The sequence below is a fragment of the uncultured Salinicola sp. genome (assembly GCF_937921195.1).
Taxonomy (GTDB): Bacteria; Pseudomonadota; Gammaproteobacteria; order Pseudomonadales; family Halomonadaceae; genus Salinicola.
This window is the reverse complement of sequence record NZ_CALFQK010000167.1, coordinates 29,998-46,571: the sequence shown is the minus strand read 5'-3', so window position 1 is coordinate 46,571 and position 16,574 is coordinate 29,998. Positions and strand designations below refer to the sequence as shown.

12 protein-coding genes are annotated in these 16,574 nt (G+C 66.7%); 8 read left to right on the top strand and 4 right to left on the bottom strand.

Annotated features, from left to right (window positions below):
• Positions 1-39 precede the first annotated feature (39 nt).
• The 3 genes from lpdA (at position 40) to sucD (ending at position 3,647) form a co-directional block, all read left to right on the top strand.
• Positions 40-1,491 (top strand): dihydrolipoyl dehydrogenase, encoded by a 1,452-nt coding sequence (gene lpdA, locus Q0602_RS19175; protein WP_298846808.1) that lies wholly within the window; start codon positions 40-42, stop codon positions 1,489-1,491.
• A 117-nt stretch (positions 1,492-1,608) separates the two neighbouring features.
• A complete protein-coding gene (sucC, locus tag Q0602_RS19170; protein ID WP_110600705.1) occupies positions 1,609-2,775 on the top strand; it encodes an ADP-forming succinate--CoA ligase subunit beta in 1,167 nt (388 codons plus the stop codon).
• Positions 2,775-3,647 (top strand): succinate--CoA ligase subunit alpha, encoded by an 873-nt coding sequence (gene sucD, locus Q0602_RS19165; RefSeq protein ID WP_110600706.1) that lies wholly within the window; start codon positions 2,775-2,777, stop codon positions 3,645-3,647. Before sucC ends, sucD begins: the two co-directional genes overlap by 1 nt.
• 112 nt (positions 3,648-3,759) lie before the next feature.
• Here the strand turns inward: sucD and Q0602_RS19160 are convergent, their stop codons facing one another.
• From Q0602_RS19160 to Q0602_RS19145, 4 genes are all read right to left on the bottom strand, one after another.
• Positions 3,760-4,767, bottom strand: coding sequence for a lysylphosphatidylglycerol synthase transmembrane domain-containing protein (locus Q0602_RS19160; protein WP_298846795.1), 1,008 nt, complete (start codon positions 4,765-4,767; stop codon positions 3,760-3,762).
• Positions 4,764-5,579 (bottom strand): polysaccharide deacetylase family protein, encoded by an 816-nt coding sequence (locus tag Q0602_RS19155; protein WP_295035078.1) that lies wholly within the window; start codon positions 5,577-5,579, stop codon positions 4,764-4,766. Before Q0602_RS19155 ends, Q0602_RS19160 begins: the two co-directional genes overlap by 4 nt.
• Positions 5,572-6,705, bottom strand: a complete 1,134-nt coding sequence (locus Q0602_RS19150; RefSeq protein WP_149436653.1) for a glycosyltransferase family 1 protein — start codon at positions 6,703-6,705, stop codon at positions 5,572-5,574. Before Q0602_RS19150 ends, Q0602_RS19155 begins: the two co-directional genes overlap by 8 nt.
• Before the next feature lie 156 nt (positions 6,706-6,861).
• Positions 6,862-8,802, bottom strand: a complete 1,941-nt coding sequence (locus Q0602_RS19145) for an exoribonuclease II (protein WP_298846790.1) — start codon at positions 8,800-8,802, stop codon at positions 6,862-6,864.
• Between the two features lie 222 nt (positions 8,803-9,024).
• On the opposite strand from Q0602_RS19145, the gene Q0602_RS19140 reads away from it, so the two are divergent.
• The 5 genes from Q0602_RS19140 (at position 9,025) to nagE (ending at position 16,389) form a co-directional block, all read left to right on the top strand.
• Positions 9,025-9,759, top strand: a complete 735-nt coding sequence (locus Q0602_RS19140) for a GntR family transcriptional regulator (protein ID WP_149436655.1) — start codon at positions 9,025-9,027, stop codon at positions 9,757-9,759.
• 22 nt (positions 9,760-9,781) lie between these two features.
• A complete protein-coding gene (gene nagA, locus Q0602_RS19135; RefSeq protein WP_298846785.1) occupies positions 9,782-10,951 on the top strand; it encodes an N-acetylglucosamine-6-phosphate deacetylase in 1,170 nt (389 codons plus the stop codon).
• Entirely contained in the window at positions 10,942-11,961 is a 1,020-nt protein-coding gene (locus Q0602_RS19130; protein WP_298846782.1) for an SIS domain-containing protein, read from the top strand. The genes nagA and Q0602_RS19130 overlap by 10 nt, the downstream gene beginning before the upstream one ends.
• Positions 11,962-12,063: 102 nt before the next feature.
• Entirely contained in the window at positions 12,064-14,694 is a 2,631-nt protein-coding gene (locus tag Q0602_RS19125; RefSeq protein WP_298846780.1) for a glucose PTS transporter subunit IIA, read from the top strand.
• A 9-nt stretch (positions 14,695-14,703) separates the two neighbouring features.
• On the top strand, positions 14,704-16,389 hold the full coding sequence (gene nagE / locus Q0602_RS19120; RefSeq protein WP_298846777.1) for an N-acetylglucosamine-specific PTS transporter subunit IIBC: 1,686 nt from the start codon (positions 14,704-14,706) through the stop codon (positions 16,387-16,389).
• Positions 16,390-16,574 lie beyond the last annotated feature (185 nt).

Here is a 16,574-nt window from a genome sequence, read left to right as displayed (position 1 = left end):
GAAGACTGAACGTCAAACGAAGCGAACAGGAAACTTTTCATGGCCGATAAATTCGATGTGATCGTCATTGGCGCTGGCCCGGGAGGCTACGTCGCCGCGATTCACGCCGCGCAACTGGGCCTCAAGACAGCCTGCGTCGAGAAGTGGGTCAACAAGGAAGGCAAGACGGTTCACGGCGGCACCTGCCTGAACGTGGGCTGCATCCCCTCCAAGGCACTGCTGGAGACTTCGCACAAGTTCGTCGAGACGCGCGACCATTATGCCGAAATCGGCATCAACGTCGGCGATGTGGCGACCGACGTGAAGAAGATGATGGAGTTCAAGAACAGCGTCATCGCCAAGAACACCGGCGGTATCAGCATGCTGTTCAAGTCCAACGGCGTCACGGCGCTGGAAGGCACCGGCAAGCTGCTCGATGGCAAGAAGGTCGAAGTGACCGGTCACGACGGCAAGACCGAGACCTATGAGGCCGACAACGTCATCATCGCCTCCGGTTCGGTGCCGGTGAACATTCCGCCGGCGCCGATGACCGACGACGTTATCGTCGATTCCGCCGGTGCGCTGGAGTTCGCCGAGGCGCCCAAGCGTCTGGGCGTGATCGGCGCCGGGGTCATCGGTCTCGAGCTGGGCAGCGTCTGGAGCCGCCTGGGCAGCGAAGTCACCGTCCTCGAGGCGCTGGATACCTTCCTGCCGATGGTCGACCAGGCGATCGCCAAGGATGCCCAGAAGCTGTTCAAGAAACAGGGCCTGGACATCAAGATGGGCGCGCGGGTGACCGGCTCGGAGATCAAGGGCAAGGGCAAGTCCCGCGAGGTCGTGGTCAAGTACACCGACAGCGACGGCGAGCAGGAACAGACCTTCGACAAGCTGATCGTCTGTGTCGGCCGCAAGCCCTATACCGAGAATCTGCTCGACGATGGCGCCGGCATCAAGCTCGACGAGCGTGGCTTCATCTTCGTCGATGACCAGTGCCGTACCAATGTCTCCGGCGTCTACGCCATCGGCGACGTGGTGCGTGGCCCGATGCTGGCCCACAAGGCGTCCGAAGAGGGCGTCATGGTCGCCGACATCATCGCCGGCCAGAAGCCGGAGATGAACTACGACGCCATTCCCAGCGTCATCTACACGGCGCCGGAAGTGGCCTGGGTCGGTATCAACGAGCAGCAGGCCAAGGAGCAGGGCATCGAGGTCAAGACCGGTGCCTTCCCGTTCTCGGCCAGCGGTCGCGCACTGGCCAACAATGCGCCGGAAGGGATGGTCAAGGTCATCGCCGATGCCGAGACCGACCGCGTCCTGGGCATCCATATTCTCGGCCAGCACGCCGGCGAATTGATCGCCCAGGGTGTGATTGCCATGGAGTTCGGTTCCAGTGCCGAAGACCTGGCGCTGACCTGTTTCGCACACCCGACGCTGTCGGAGGCGGTGCACGAGGCGGCGCTGGCTGTCGATGGGCACGCCATTCACATGGCCAACCGCAAGAAACGCAAATAGGTCATTCTCCAGCGTTTCCTGCACTAGGTGCCATTCCCATGGGGATGGCACGGGGGCGACGGGCCGGTTTTCGGCTCGTTGCCATTCGAGTCACATGCAACCTAATGGCATGAATCGATGAACCTTCACGAGTATCAGGGCAAACAGCTGTTTGCCGATTACGGTCTTCCCGTTTCCAAAGGCTTCGCCGTCGACACGCCGGATGAAGCCGCGCAGGCCTGCAAGAAAATCGGGGGCGACAAGTGGGTCGTCAAGGCTCAGGTTCACGCGGGCGGCCGCGGCAAGGCCGGCGGCGTCAAGCTGATCAAGAGCCCGGAAGAAGCCAAGGCGTTTGCCGAGCAGTGGCTGGGCAAGAACCTGGTGACCTATCAGACCGACGAGAAAGGTCAGCCGGTCGCCAAGATTCTGGTCGAGAACTGCACCGATATCGCCAGCGAGCTGTATCTGGGCGCCGTGGTCGATCGCGCCACCCGTCGCGTGGTCTTCATGGCCTCCACCGAAGGTGGCGTCGAGATCGAGAAAGTGGCCGAGGAAACCCCCGAGAAGATCCTCAAGGCCGAGATCGATCCGCTGGTCGGCGCTCAGCCGTACCAGGCGCGCGAGCTGGCGTTCCAGCTGGGCCTGAACAAGGACCAGATCAAGCAGTTCACCAAGATCTTCCTGGGCCTCTCCAAGCTGTTCCACGACAAGGATCTGGCGCTTCTCGAGATCAACCCGCTGGTGATCACCGACGAAGGCAATCTCCACTGCCTCGACGCCAAGATCAATCTCGATGCCAACGCCATGTATCGCCACCCTGATTTGCAGGCGATGCGCGATCCGTCCCAGGAAGACGAGCGCGAAGCCCACGCCCAGGAGTGGGAACTCAACTACGTGGCGCTCGACGGCAACATCGGTTGCATGGTCAACGGTGCGGGCCTGGCCATGGGTACCATGGACATCGTCAACCTCAACGGCGGCAGCCCGGCCAACTTCCTGGATGTCGGCGGTGGCGCGACCAAGGAGCGCGTGGCGGAAGCGTTCAAGATCATCCTCTCCGATACCAACGTCAAGGCCGTCCTGGTCAACATCTTCGGTGGTATCGTGCGCTGCGACATGATCGCCGAGGGGATCATCGGTGCCGTCGAGCAGGTCGGCGTCAACGTGCCGGTCGTGGTGCGTCTGGAAGGTAACAACGCCGAGCTGGGTGCCGAGAAACTGGCCTCCAGCGGTCTGAACATCATCGCTGCTACCAGCCTGACTGACGCGGCTCAGCAGGTCGTCAAAGCGGCGGAGGGCAAGTAATGAGTATCCTGATCGACAAGAGCACCAAGGTCATCTGCCAGGGCTTCACCGGTGGCCAGGGGACCTTCCACTCCGAGCAGGCGATCGCCTACGGCACCAACATGGTCGGCGGTGTCACGCCGGGCAAGGGTGGCCAGGAGCATCTGGGCCTGCCGGTGTTCAACACCGTCAAGGAAGCGGTCGAGAAGACCGGCGCCGAAGCGTCCGTCATCTACGTTCCTGCCGCGTTCTGCAAGGACTCGATCCTCGAAGCCGCCAATGCCGGCATCAAGCTGATCGTCTGCATCACCGAAGGCATCCCGACGCTGGACATGCTCGACGTCAAGGTCAAGTGTGACGAGCTGGGCGTGCGCCTGATCGGGCCGAACTGCCCGGGCGTGATCACACCGGGCGAGACCAAGATCGGCATCATGCCGGGTCACATCCACAAGCCCGGTCGCGTCGGTATCGTGTCGCGCTCCGGCACCCTGACCTACGAAGCGGTCAAGCAGACCACCGATCACGGCTTCGGTCAGTCCACCTGCGTGGGCATCGGCGGCGATCCGATCCCGGGTTCCACCTTCATCGACATCCTCGAGATGTTCGAAAAGGACCCGCAGACCGAGGCGATCGTGATGATCGGCGAGATCGGCGGCACCGCCGAAGAGGAAGCCGCAGCCTACATCAAGGCCAACGTCTCCAAGCCGGTGGTCTCCTACATCGCGGGCGTTACCGCCCCTCCGGGCAAGCGCATGGGCCATGCCGGCGCGATCATCTCCGGTGGCAAAGGCACGGCGGATGAAAAGTTCGCCGCGCTGGAAGATGCAGGCGTCAAGACCGTGCGTTCGCTGGCCGAGATCGGTGATGCACTGAAGGCTGTGACTGGCTGGTAAGTCCGCCTGGCAAGTCGTTAGAGACGGCGTCGTCTCTCTCATCGCCCCGTCGGGTTCGCCTGACGGGGCGATGTTTTTGTAGGGCCTAGCGCTCCTGGCGGCTTGCTTCGGGTCAGCCTTTGGCTGCGCTCTTCTGCTTGTTCATCATGCGCAGAAACGCTCTGCCTGCCGTGGCGATGAATATCGGAAAGCCGGCCAGCAAGTAGAAGTAATAGGTGACGAAGCGCCAGATCAGCACGGCCGCAGCGGCGCTCTGTGCGCCGATCAGCGGCGTCAACAGTGCCGACGACGTCAACTCGGCGCCCCCCGCGCCCCCCGGCAGGAAGCTCAGCTGGCCGGCTGCCATCGACACCATCTGCACCAGGAACGTCCAGGCCCAGTCGATATGCTGCCCCAGGCCCTGAACGACCAGATACAGGATGCTGTAACGCACCAGCCAGTGTGTGCAGCAGAGCAGGAACACGCCGAGCAGCAACCAGCGCGGCAGCCGCAGGGTTTCCATCAGTGAGTTGCGGAAGTGGAGCAGGCGGCGGGCGAATCCGAAGCGCGATCTGCGCTTGACGTTGAGCTTGGCCAGCCAGCGTCCGGTGATATGCATCACCCTGGAGTAGTTGCTGAGCGTCAGCCAGAGCATGGCAAGCGCGGTGAGCAGCAGGAGCGTGGGCAGCCCAACCAGCCAGCCGAGCTTCAGGTCCACCGCCTCGATCAGCACGTAGAGGGCCACGCCGATCAGGCCCGAGAGGAAGAACAGCAGGTCGGTCAGCTGGTCGACGGCGAAGATGGCGGACGCCTGCGCCGGACGGACACCGCGCCGGGCCAGCAGGCCGAGCAGGGTCAGCGGGCCGCCCGTACCCCCCGGCGTGGCACAGATGGCGAACTCGGTGGCCATGACGATGGAGAAGGCTCGGATCTGGGAGAGCTTTCCCGCGCGCCCGGCCAGCAGCAACCTCAGCCGCAGGGCATTGACGTTCCAGCAGATCACGATCATGCCCATCATCAGCAGCAGCTGCGAGGTGGGAAAGCCTCGCAGTTCGGTGACGATGCCGCGCCCGCCAATCAGGATGGGTATCGCCAGCGCTGCCACCAGGCCCAGCGCCAGTAGCCACAGGATGCGCTTCATGCCGCGGAGCGATCCTTGTCCGCCGGTCCGGCGAAGTTGTCCTGGGCGAGATCGGGGGCGGCCTGGTCGAGCCAGGCCTGCTTGGTCAACGGTTGTCGACCCACCTCCAGCAGATGCTCGACGAGATGCAGCCAGTAGTCATGGGAGGCGCGATGGCGCATATCCACGGGATGCAGAGCCAATCGCAGCAGTGCCGCGTGCTGGAAGCGGCGGTACTGGAGCGCGCTGACCACTCTCGACATGCCGCGGCGCCAGGCGCTGCGGGCGCTCCAGACGATGCTGGGCGCAGCCAGCGACGACAGCGATGGCAAGCGATAGAGGTGTTGCAGGTCGCTGGTGTAAGTGAACGGGCGTTCCTGCAACGCCTTTCGGGTCCCTTCGCTCATCAACCAGGCGGGGGCGACGAAGCCGCCATGCGGCCAGCCGCAGGCGTCGAACTGGGCCATGCCCTCATCGAGCAGGGCGCCGGCGCGCGCCTGGTCGAGAGTGTAGAACTCGCCCTCCCAGGTGTAGATTCGGCGCATGTAGAAATCCCGCAAGGAGCGGGGTGCCGGCGCATCGTCCCGGTGAAAGTAGCCATGCAGCGTCAGTTCGTCGCCCCGCTCCAGGCGATCATCGAGAACCCGGCGCAACGTGTCGCTATCGCGGCACTTGCCCCGGCCATGGAAGTCGGGGACGACGAGCCAGGTCATTGGAATGCGCTGACCGAGCCGTTCGCCGAGACGGTCGATCGACTCGACGAACGGTTGATAATCGGACCAGGTTTCGGGGGCGATGTCGTGGAGTACCAGCGAGAAATGTGACTTATCCATGCTGGGAACCCTGCTGGGCTTCTCCTGCACCTTCGGTGGCGCTGGTCAGCCGTCGATAGTGAGAGAGCAGGCCGTCGATGACGACATCCCAGTCGTGGTTGCGCTCCACGTAGCGTCGCGCGCGGCGCCCGGCTTGGGCGGCATCGTGATTGGCGAACAGTTCCTTGACCGCGCGTGCCATGTCCGCGGGCGAATGGGGTTCGCTCAACAGGCCGCAGCCCAGCGGCACGTTCTCGGCCAGTGCACCCGCCCGGGCGGCGACCACGGGGATGCCGCTCGCCATGGCTTCCAGCGCCACCAGGCCGAAGGTCTCCTGGGTGCCAGCGTGAACCAGGGCATCGCTGGAAGCCAGCCAGCTCGCGACCTCTTCGGTCGGCGTATAGCGGTCGATCACGCTGACATTGTCCGGTACCTGGCTGGGCATGCTGGGGCCGACCAGCAGCAGGTGGTAGCCCTTGCCCAGCAGCCGGGCGGTTTTCAGCAGGTCGTGGAGATTCTTCTCGCGTGAACCCCGGCCGACGAAGATCAGCAGTTTCGTGGTGTCGTCGAGATTCAGCCGCTCACGTAGAGCCAGGTCCCGACGGCTCGGGTGGAACGTCTCCAGGTCCACGCCCAGCGGCTGGATGGCAACCCGCTCGATACCGAGTCGGGTCAGGCGCTCGGCCATGACCCGGCTCGGCGCGAGGACCTGATCGAAGCGGCGATAAAGCTGGTGGACGTAGCGCTCGATCAGCTTGTCGGTGCCACTGCCCAGCCGGTTGCTGATCAACCGGGGCAGGTCCGAGTGGTAGAAGCCCACCACCGGCACGTCCAGCTTGCGTCCGGCGCGTAGCGCCGCCCAGGCGGTGACATAGGGATCGCCGGCCTCGATGATGTCCGGTGACAGGCGCACCAGCTCCCGTTCCCAGCCGCGACGACGCAGGGGAAATCGGTAACCTTGGCTGAACGGCAACGGCGGGGACGGAACCTCGTGAATGCCGTTGTGGGTGAAGAGCTGGGAACCGGGGATGAGAAGGCTGCAGGTGACGCCAGGCAGCTTGGCGAGGCGCCGATGCTTGGCATCGAGATAAGTACGGACCCCACCACTGGCGGGGGCATAGAACATCGTAACGTCGGCAATGTGCAACGAGCCGCTCCTCTTGAAGACTTCCCTGTCGATACGGCGCATTCCTGGGAATGGCGATGACTACATTGCAGTATATCTTTTTACTGCCACAGGGCGTTCACACCAAAGTGGTAGCCTGCCGCCGCCGCTTCCGGCGCCGGCAGGCCGTTACCGCGTTCACTCGGCGGGCGCGGCCACCAGCGAGCGCGTCGCTTCACGGGCTTCGACGAGCTTGACGCGCAGTGAGCCGCCGAGCTGATAACGCAGCTCACCGTCGATCCGGATGCGGCCTTCCTTGTCGTCGATCGCCATCTGGTTGCGGTCGCTGTGAATCAGCGGCGCCGGCACGAAGGCGGTGGCGCCGTTGGCCGTCAGACGGACGCGCATGCCACCACGGCGGATGTCGATGATATCGGCGTCGAAAACTTCACCCTTTTCGATGGTGGCGCCCAGATAACGCACGTAAAGCCAGTCTTTGACGTCACGCTCGGCCATTCGGTTCAGTCGGCGACGTTCGGTCAACTGCTCCGTCAGCTGCTGGCTGGCCTCGGCCGGCGCCGCTTCGGACTTCAACACCCGCTTGATCAGGCGATGATTGACCATGTCGCCGTACTTGCGGATCGGCGATGTCCAGGTGGCGTAGGCGGGAAGCCCGAGGCCGAAGTGCGGCCCCGGCCGGGCCGACATGTTGGTGTAGCCCTGGAAGCGCCGCAGGCGGGCATCCAGCCAGGCGTCCTCACGCGCGTCCAGCGTCCGGCGCAGCTCCTTGTAGCGCGGCAGCTCGGCGAGCTGCTCACGCTCGACGGCGATTTCCTGGGTGGCCAGGAACTCGACGGCCTGGTCGATCTTCTCCGGCTCGAAGGCGTTGTGGACGTTGAAGATACCGTGGCCGATCTCCTTGGCCAGCAGGTCGGCGCAGCAGGCGTTGGCAACGATCATCGCCTCTTCGATCATGCGCTGGCCGATGCGACGCTCTTCGATGACGATGCCCAGCACATTGCCGGCGTCGTCGAGGTCGAACGCATAGTCCGGACGATCCTTGAATACCAGCGTGTTGGCTTCCCGCCAGGCCGCGCGGGCCCGGGCGAGGTCGGCCAGCGCCTCGAGCTGCCCGGCGATGGGCGCAGCCGGCGCCTCGGCGCCGGATCGCCCCTCGATCCAGTCGGAGACATCGTCGTAGGCCAGACGGGCCTGGGAGCGAATCGTGGCGGCGAAAAAGCGGTACTCGCCCAGCGTGCCGTCGCGGCCGACCTGCAGCCGGCAAGCCAGCACCGGGCGATCCACGTCCGGCTTCAGCGAGCACAGGTCGTCGGCCAGCGCTTCCGGCAGCATGGTGATGTTCTGGCCCGGCAGGTAGACCGTGAAGGCGCGGGTGCGGGCCTCCTTGTCGGCCGGGTGGGACTCGTCGACATAGGCGGTTGGGTCGGCGATCGCGACCGTCATCGTCCAGCCGTCGTCGGTCGCTTCGACCCGCAGCGCATCGTCCATGTCCCGCGTCTTCTCACCATCGATGGTGAAGAACGGCTCGGCGGTCAGGTCCTCGCGCACCAGGCCCTCGTCCTGCAGCGGCCACGCTTCGGCCGCTGGCGGACACTCCTGTTCGAGCGCGTGGCGTGCCAGGGTGACGCGCCACGGCACCGCCGGGTCGTCGCTCTTGACCACCAGCTCGTCGATCTGGGTGAAGAACCCCCTGTCGTCGGGGCGCAGCGGATGGCGAATCAGGCGCGCGACGACCCAGTCGCCGTCGGCGATGTCGGACTCCTCCAGCGAGCGCTTGAGGCGTGCCTTCAGCGACAGGTTGATCGAGGGGTGGTCGGGAATCACGGCCAGGCGGCCGTCGCGTTTCTGCACGCGGGCCACGAAGCGATCCAGCGATGCCTCGATCAGCGTCTCGGGGTCTGCCTGTTTCTTGTCGCCATCCTGCTTGATCACCGCTTCGATGCGGTCGCCGTGAACGACCTGCTTCATGGCGGGGGGCGGAATGAAGTAGGAGGTGCCGTCTTCGGCTTCGAGAAACCCGAAGCCCTTGTCGGTGGCCTTGATGGTGCCCTGGACACGCGGCGTGTTGGCGCGGATGTCCTGCTTCAGCTGGGCCAGAAGAGAGTTGTTCTGCAGCATCGGATCGGATCGGTCGGTGGACGAGAGCGACACTATACGGATTCCGGGTTGGCCACGCCAATCGCACGCGGCCCCTCGAGGTAGCGTCGACCGGGACGCTCTCGGGGACGCGGGGAGGTGCGACCAAAGTCGTCCCCCACGGGACTGGTGAATTGGTATTCGACTGGTTATGTTGGTGGTATTGAACTGGTATCAGTCAACGTCACTTTGGAACCGACCTTCATGGCACCGACGCTATCCCGGCTCAAGCTGGATGCCGCCCAGTCGACCCCGCTCTATCGCCAACTGGCCCAGCAACTGGTCGAAGCGATCGAGGCGGGGGACTGGGAGACCGGCGAGGCCTTGCCCTCGGAGCGGGTCCTGGCGGAGTCGCTCAGCATCTCGCGGATCACCGCGCGCAAGGCGCTCGACCGACTCGTGGCGCTGGGGCTGATTCAGCGCACCCACGGCTCCGGGACGTTCATCGCGCCGCGACTCAACCAGTCGCTGACACGTCTGACCAGCTTTACCGAACTGCTGGTTCAGCGCGGTCATCGGCCCAGCTCGCGCTGGCTGAGCCGCTGCTCGGGGACTCCCACGGTGGAAGAGAGCCTGCGTCTCGGCTTGAGTGCGGACCACCAGGTCTCGCGGCTCAAACGCCTGCGGTTGGCGGACGATGTGGTCGTCGCCGTCGAGGAGAGCTGCCTGCCGAGTCGGGTCCTGCCCGACCCGGAGAGCGTCACCCATTCGCTCTATCGCCATCTCGACGATCTGGGTACGCCGATCGTGCGGGCCCTGCAGCACGTCTCGGCGGTCAACGCCGACGCCGAGCTGGCGCAATTGGCGCAGGTGCCGCCGTCCCAGGCGCTGTTGATGATGACGCGCCTCGGCTATCTGGCCGACGGCCGCCCCGGGGAGCTGACGGTGACCTACTGCCGCACCGACTACTACGACTTCATGGTGGAGTTGACCCAATGAGATCGCGCGAACGGGAGACGGCATGCTCTACGGCAATATTCTGACCCCCCGGGGATGGCGACTGGGCACGCTGGAGTGGCGCGATGGCCGGATAGCCGCCATCGGTGGGGAGCCGGTCGATCCCACGACCAACGCGCATCCCCGGCTGCTGCCGGGGTTCGTCGACCTGCACGTGCACGGCGGCGGCGGGGCGGACGCCATGGAGGGGGGCGATGCCGCCGCGATCATGGCGCGAACCCATGTCCGTTTCGGCACCACCAGCCTGCTGGTGACCACCATGACGGCACCGCTGCCCGATATTCGTCAGGCGCTACGGGACATCGCCCGCACCATGGATCGACCGCCGGCCGGGGCGGCGCGGCTGCTGGGCGTCCATCTCGAGGGACCCTATCTCAATCCCGGCAAGCTGGGCGCGCAGCCCCCGTATGCCCACCCCGGCGCGATCGCGGACGTCGAGGCGCTGATGGAACTGGCGCCGATCCGGCTGCTGACGCTGGCGCCCGAGCTTTCGGGCCATGCCGCGCTCATTGGCCAACTCCGCGAGCGCGGCGTCCGCGTGCAGATGGGGCATACCCTGGGCAGCTACGAGGAGGGCGTGGCCGGACTCGAGCATGGCGCCCACGGCTTCACCCACCTGTTCAATGCCATGACCGGGCTCCACCATCGCAAGCCCGGCATGGTCGGGGCGGCACTGGCGCACGCCGACTATGCCGAAATCATCCCCGATCTGCTGCATGTGCATCCCGGCGCCATTCGTACGGCACTGCGCTGCATTCCCCATCTCTTCGGCGTGACCGATTCCACGGCCGCCGCCGGCATGCCCGATGGCGAGTACCGTCTCGGCGAGCAGCACGTCACCAAGTGCCTGGGCGGCGTTCGCCTGGCCGACGGCACGCTGGCGGGCAGCACGCTGACCATGGACCAGGCGTTGCGCAATCTGGTCCAGATCGGTCTCGAGCTGGGCGACGCCTCTCGGCGGTTGTCGCAGTATCCCGCCGATTTCCTCGGTGAGAGCGAGATCGGACGGATCGAGATCGGCTGTCGGGCCGATGTCGTGGTCATGGATGCCCGCCTTGAGATCGATGCCGTCTACGTCGGAGGCGAACGGGTCCACCGCCCCTCGTCGGCCTCGGACGACCCGACCACACCCCAGGCGGCCGGCGCGTCGCAGGAGAGAGACCAATGTCGTTGATGCTTCAAGAGGCGCAGAGCGCGCCGGATTGCCTGCGAGCCCAATGGCGGGCCAACGCCGCCATCCTCTCCGAGCTCGGCAGCGCCCTGCGCGGGGCGGACCTGCATGGCGCGCTGACGGTGGCGCGGGGCAGCTCCGATCACGCCGCTGCCTACTTTGCCTATCTCGGCATGAAGCACCTGGGTCTGCCGATGGCCTCGGTGCCGCCGTCGTTGACGACCGTCGCCGACACGCCGTGGCGGGTTCGCGGGCAACTGGCGGTGGCGATCTCGCAGTCCGGCGCCAGCCCCGATCTCATCGCGACCCAGCGGGCCCTGGTCGATGGCGGCGCGTTAAGCGTGGCGCTGGTCAACACGCCGCACTCGCTGTTGGGCGAGACTTCGGAGCACGAGATCGCGCTACACGCCGGCGTCGAGAAGAGCGTCGCCGCCACCAAGAGCTATCTGGCCACGCTGGCCGCCTGTGCGCACCTGATCGGGGCCTGGGCGGAAGACGACACACTGCTGGCGGCGTTGAAAGCGCTGCCGTCAGCGCTCGAGACGGCGGCGCAGCAGGAGTGGCAGCCGGCGGTGGATGCGCTGGTCGATGTCGACAGGATGCTGGTCATCGGCCGCGGCGTAGGCCTTGCCGTGGCCCAGGAGGCCGCGCTCAAGTTCAAGGAGACCTGCGCCATCCAGGCCGAGCCGTTCAGTGCCGCCGAGGTTCGTCACGGGCCGATGGCGCTGATCGGCCCGGGCTATCCGGTCCTGGTCCTCGCGCCACCGGGGCCGGACCAGCCCGGGTTGCTGGAGCTGGCCGAGTGGCTGGAGAGCATCGGCGCCAGGGTGCTGCTGGCCGCCGACGAGAGCGTCGGGTCGCGCCAGTTGACGCTGGTCGATGGCGGTCATGACGACCTGCAGCCGCTGTCGGTGATCCAGAGCTTCTACGTGATGGCGGCCAGGCTGGCCGTCGCCCGTGGCGGCGATCCGGATCAGCCTCGTCACCTGCAGAAGGTGACGCGAACGCTGTGAGTCGTCGGTGATGTCTTGCGTTGCCGCGAATCGCCGCCTGACCTGAATGGCAGCACGTGGCGAATCGGTCGGGATTGGAACAACAACAAGTCGGGAGTCTTCATGTCATCCACATCACGGTTTCTCTGCGCCCCGCTGCGCGGGGTGGTGGTTCCACTCGGCGAAGTGCCGGATCCGGCCTTCGCCGAAGGCGCCCTGGGGCCAGGGGTCGCCATCGACCCGTTGGACGAGACGCTGCATGCGCCATTCGACGGCGAGGTCATCCAGTGCGCGCGGACCGCACATGCGCTCACGCTGCGCGACGATCACGGCCATGAATGGCTGTTGCACATCGGCATCGATACCGTCGACCTGGGCGGAGAGGGATTCGAGCTGCTGGTCGCGACCGGCGAGCGTGTCTCCGTCGGCGATCCGCTGTGCCGGTTCGATGTCGACGGGCTTTCCCGGCGTGCCAAGGCCCTGGTCACGCCGATCGTGGTGACCAACGCCTCCGACCTCGCCTTGGAGACGCTGGTCAAGCCGGGGACGATCGTCGACAAGGGCGAGGTGCTGCTGCAGTGGCAGGCACCGGTCCCGGCGGCGGAGACCGCCGGTCGGGAGGTCCCCACCCAGGCGTCCGCCCGCGGAGAGGCAACGATCGCTGCCGCCCACGGCCTGCATGCCCGCCCGGCGTCGAGGCTAAGGTCGATCGCCCAGAAGCACGACGTCGAACTGAGGCTGGCGCGAGACGACGAGGCCGGTAAAGACCGATCCGACGTCGACGGCGCGAGCGTCGCCAGCCTGAGCGCGTTGCTCAACCTGGGCCTGATCCGGGGCGACCGGGTTCTGGTCACGGCTTGCGGAGCGGCGGCCCAGGCCGCGGTCGACGCGGCCGTCATGCTGCTGGAGACGCCCGAGCACGATGCCGGTCGGGCCGATGTTTCCGCCGGCCCGAGCGTCGCACCCGCCGCGGAGGCGACGCCGGGCACGTTGAACGGTCTGTCGGCGAGCCCGGGCCTGGCTGTCGGCCCGCTGGTCCGCTACCGGGCCGCACTACCCAGCGTTGCCGACACCGCCGACGACCCCGAACGGGAGCGAAGGGCGCTGGCCGCTGCCGTGGCCGAGGTGGATGCTGACCTGGAACGGTCGATGCGCGCGGCCGGGTCGCGTGGACAGCAGGCCGAGGCGGATATCTTCGAGGCGCACCGGGCCTGGCTGGACGACCCCGATCTGCGGGCGTCGGCGAAATCGAAGATCGCGGAGGGCGCCAGCGCCGGACGCGCCTGGTACCTGGCCCTCGAGACCGAGATCCAGCGCCTGCGTGGCAGCGGCAACGCGTTGCTGGCCGGTCGGGCCGACGATCTCCACGATCTGCAGCGTCAGGTCATGCAGCGCTTCGCTACCCACGACGCCGTCGCCACCACCGGACTCGAAGGGGCGATCCTGGTCGCGCGGGAAATGACCCCCTCGCAGTTCGTCGAGGTCGCGGGGCAGATCGGCGGGCTGTGCCTGGCGGGCGGCGGCTCGACCTCCCACGTCTCGATTCTGGCTCGGACACGAGGGTTGCCCTGTCTGGTGGCGATGGGGGATGCCCTGCTGGAGGCCAGCGGCGAACGGGTCTGCCTCGATGCCGACCGGGGGCGGCTGGAGCTGGCCCCCGACGAGCGGCGCCTGGCGGCGGTCGAGGCCGAGCAGGCGCGCCAGCGCCAGCGCTCCGAGGCCGACCTGGCCGTCGCCTTCGAGCCGGTGACGATGCGCGACGGGCGCCATCTTCATGTCGCCGCCAATATCGCCTCCGGCGCGGAGGCGCAAGGTGCCCTGGACGCCGGTGCCGACGGGGTCGGGCTGATGCGCAGCGAATTCCTGTTCCTGGCGCGGCAGGCCGCGCCGGATCTCGCCGAGCAGCAGGCCGAGTATCGCGCCGCCGTCGAGGCGATGGCGGGAAGGCCGGTGGTCGTCCGGCTGCTGGATATCGGGGCCGACAAGCAACTTCCCTACCTGGCGCTTCCCGCGACGCCCAACCCGGCGCTGGGGGAACGTGGCGCGAGACTGTGGCAAGCGCATCCCGAGATGTTCGACACCCAACTGGATGCGTTGCTGGAAGCGGGTCGCGGGCTGCCGGTCTGCGAGGATGGCCTGACGAGACTACGACTGATGGTGCCGATGATCGCGGACGTCGGCGAGCTGCGCTGGGTGCGCCGGCGGTTGGCGACGAGGGCTGCCGCGCTCGGCATCGAACGGCTGCCGTCGCTCGGCGCCATGGTGGAAGTGCCGACGGCGGCGCTCTGTGCCGGTACTCTCGCCGGCGAGGCGGATTTCCTCTCCATCGGCACCAACGACCTGACCCAGTACGCCCTGGCGATGGATCGTGAAGTCGCATCGCTGGCGGCGCGCAGCGATGTGCTGCATCCGGGGGTGCTACGTCTGATCGCCCTGTGTCTCGAGGGCGCCGGCGGTCGATGCCCGGTGGCGGTCTGCGGCACCGCGGCAGGTGATCCGCTGGCGGGGGCGTTGCTGGCCGCCATGGGCGTCGACGAACTCTCCGTCGAACCGGCGCGGGTGGCGGTGGTCAAGGCGACGCTGCGCAGGCTGGACGCCGAAGCGTTGGCGGCGCAGCTCCCGGCGCTGCTGGCACTGGACGATGCGGCCGCGGTGAGAGAGGCACTGGCAACGATGCTGGCATCGTCCGCCGAAGCGGCGACACCCGCCTCCGGCGACGCCACGACCTCCACCGACACGACAACAAGATCCTGAGGACTCGTCATGACCACCACCTTCGGTTCCCGGCTCATGGCCGGTCTGCAGAAACTCGGACGCTCGCTGATGCTGCCGATCGCGGTGCTGCCGGTGGCAGGGCTGCTGCTGCGCCTGGGCCAGCCCGACCTGCTCGACATCGGCTTCGTCGCCAACGCGGGCAATGCGATCTTCTCCAACCTGGCGCTGATCTTCGCCATCGGCGTGGCGGTCGGCTTCGCCGATGATGACAACGGCGCGGCCGGGCTGGCGGGGGTGATCGGCTACCTGGTGCTCAACGCGGTGCTGGAGACGCTGAACCCCGACATCAACATGGGCGTGCTGTCGGGCATCATCATCGGCAGCGTGGCCGGTGTGCTCTACAACCGCTACAAGGCGATCAAGTTGCCGGATTATCTGGCCTTCTTCGGCGGGCGGCGCTTCATTCCCATCGTCACCGGGCTCTCCGCCGTCGTGCTGGGCGGCCTCTTCGGTCTGATCTGGCCGCCGATCCAGCAGGGCATCGATCAACTGGGGCAGTGGCTGATCGACGCCGGCGATCTGGGCCTGTTCGTCTACGGCGTGCTCAACCGGATTCTGATCGTGACCGGGCTGCACCACGTGCTCAACAGCTTCGTGTGGTTCGTCTTCGGCAGTTTCGACGGCGTCACCGGCGATCTTAACCGCTTCTTCGCCGGCGATCCGACCGCGGGCAGCTTCATGACCGGCTTCTTCCCGGTGATGATGTTCGGCCTGCCCGCCGCCGCGCTGGCGATGTACCACGCCGCGCCGCGCTCCCGCCGGGCTCAGGTCGGCGGCCTGCTGCTGTCTCTGGCCTTGACCGCCTTCCTGACCGGCGTGACCGAGCCGATCGAGTTCTCGTTCATGTTCCTGGCGCCCGCCCTGTACGCGATGCATGCGGTTCTCACCGGTATCTCGATGGCGTTGATGGACATGCTCGACGTCAAGCTGGGGTTCACCTTCTCCGCCGGGGCGTTCGACTACGCGCTCTCCTATGGCCTCTCGACCAACGGCTGGATGATGATCCCGGTGGGACTCTGCTACTTCGCGCTCTATTACGGCATCTTTCGCTGGGCGATCGTGCGTTTCGACCTGCCGACCCCCGGGCGCGAGCCGGAACTGGCGACGAGTAGCGTCAGCCACGACGCCGGCGAGCGCGGGCCCGCCTTCGTGACCGCGCTGGGCGGGGCGGCCAACATGGTCAGCGTCGGCGCCTGTACTACCCGGCTGCGGCTGGTGATGCACGACGATGCCGCGATCGACGAGCCAGCGCTCAAGGCGCTGGGGGCCCGCGGCATTCTGCATCTGCGCGGTGGTGGCCTGCAGGTGATCCTGGGGCCGATCGCCGATGCCGTGGCCGACGACATCCGAGTGGCGGTACGCGATCACGGCAAGACGCTGGAGACGGCGCCGGCGGTCGGGGACGATACGGTACCGACCGATGCCCGGCTCGACGAGGCGTCGCGCCAGGCGTGGATGGCGGCGCTGGGTGGCGCCGAGAACATTCGCCACGTCGCCGCGGTGGCCACCACCCGCCTGCGGCTGGAGCTGGGGGATCGCGGGAAAGTGGACGAGTCCGCGCTGGCGGGGCTGGGCGCCGCCGGTATCCAGGACCTGGAGCACGGTGTCGTCCATCTGGTGCTGGGGCGCCAGGCGGGGGCGATAGCCAACGGCATCGATACCAAGCCTGCCTGACGGGAGGCCCGTCCAGGCCCGGGCGGGACGTTTTCCGTACAGGGCATCGCGCCAGTCGCCGAATCGGCGGTTGGTGCTTTGCGTTCGGTCTTTGACACCGTTCGCCCGAAGCTCGAAGCTGCTATCGACAGCGCCCCGCAGCCGGCGCTTGTCGAAGCCCCATGCCGCCGACCCGAGGAGACTCC

What these genes read in the sequence shown, in the direction of transcription:
- nagE (WP_298846777.1), top strand. Translation starts at nt 14,704, where the DNA reads ATGACCACCACCTTCGGTTCCCGGCTCATGGCCGGTCTGCAGAAACTC.
- lpdA (WP_298846808.1), top strand. Translation starts at nt 40, where the DNA reads ATGGCCGATAAATTCGATGTGATCGTCATTGGCGCTGGCCCGGGAGGC.
- sucC (WP_110600705.1), top strand. Translation starts at nt 1,609, where the DNA reads ATGAACCTTCACGAGTATCAGGGCAAACAGCTGTTTGCCGATTACGGT.
- Q0602_RS19130 (WP_298846782.1), top strand. Translation starts at nt 10,942, where the DNA reads ATGTCGTTGATGCTTCAAGAGGCGCAGAGCGCGCCGGATTGCCTGCGA.
- nagA (WP_298846785.1), top strand. Translation starts at nt 9,782, where the DNA reads ATGCTCTACGGCAATATTCTGACCCCCCGGGGATGGCGACTGGGCACG.
- Q0602_RS19140 (WP_149436655.1), top strand. Translation starts at nt 9,025, where the DNA reads ATGGCACCGACGCTATCCCGGCTCAAGCTGGATGCCGCCCAGTCGACC.
- Q0602_RS19125 (WP_298846780.1), top strand. Translation starts at nt 12,064, where the DNA reads ATGTCATCCACATCACGGTTTCTCTGCGCCCCGCTGCGCGGGGTGGTG.
- Q0602_RS19145 (WP_298846790.1), bottom strand. Translation starts at nt 8,802, where the DNA reads ATGCTGCAGAACAACTCTCTTCTGGCCCAGCTGAAGCAGGACATCCGC.
- Q0602_RS19155 (WP_295035078.1), bottom strand. Translation starts at nt 5,579, where the DNA reads ATGGATAAGTCACATTTCTCGCTGGTACTCCACGACATCGCCCCCGAA.
- sucD (WP_110600706.1), top strand. Translation starts at nt 2,775, where the DNA reads ATGAGTATCCTGATCGACAAGAGCACCAAGGTCATCTGCCAGGGCTTC.
- Q0602_RS19160 (WP_298846795.1), bottom strand. Translation starts at nt 4,767, where the DNA reads ATGAAGCGCATCCTGTGGCTACTGGCGCTGGGCCTGGTGGCAGCGCTG.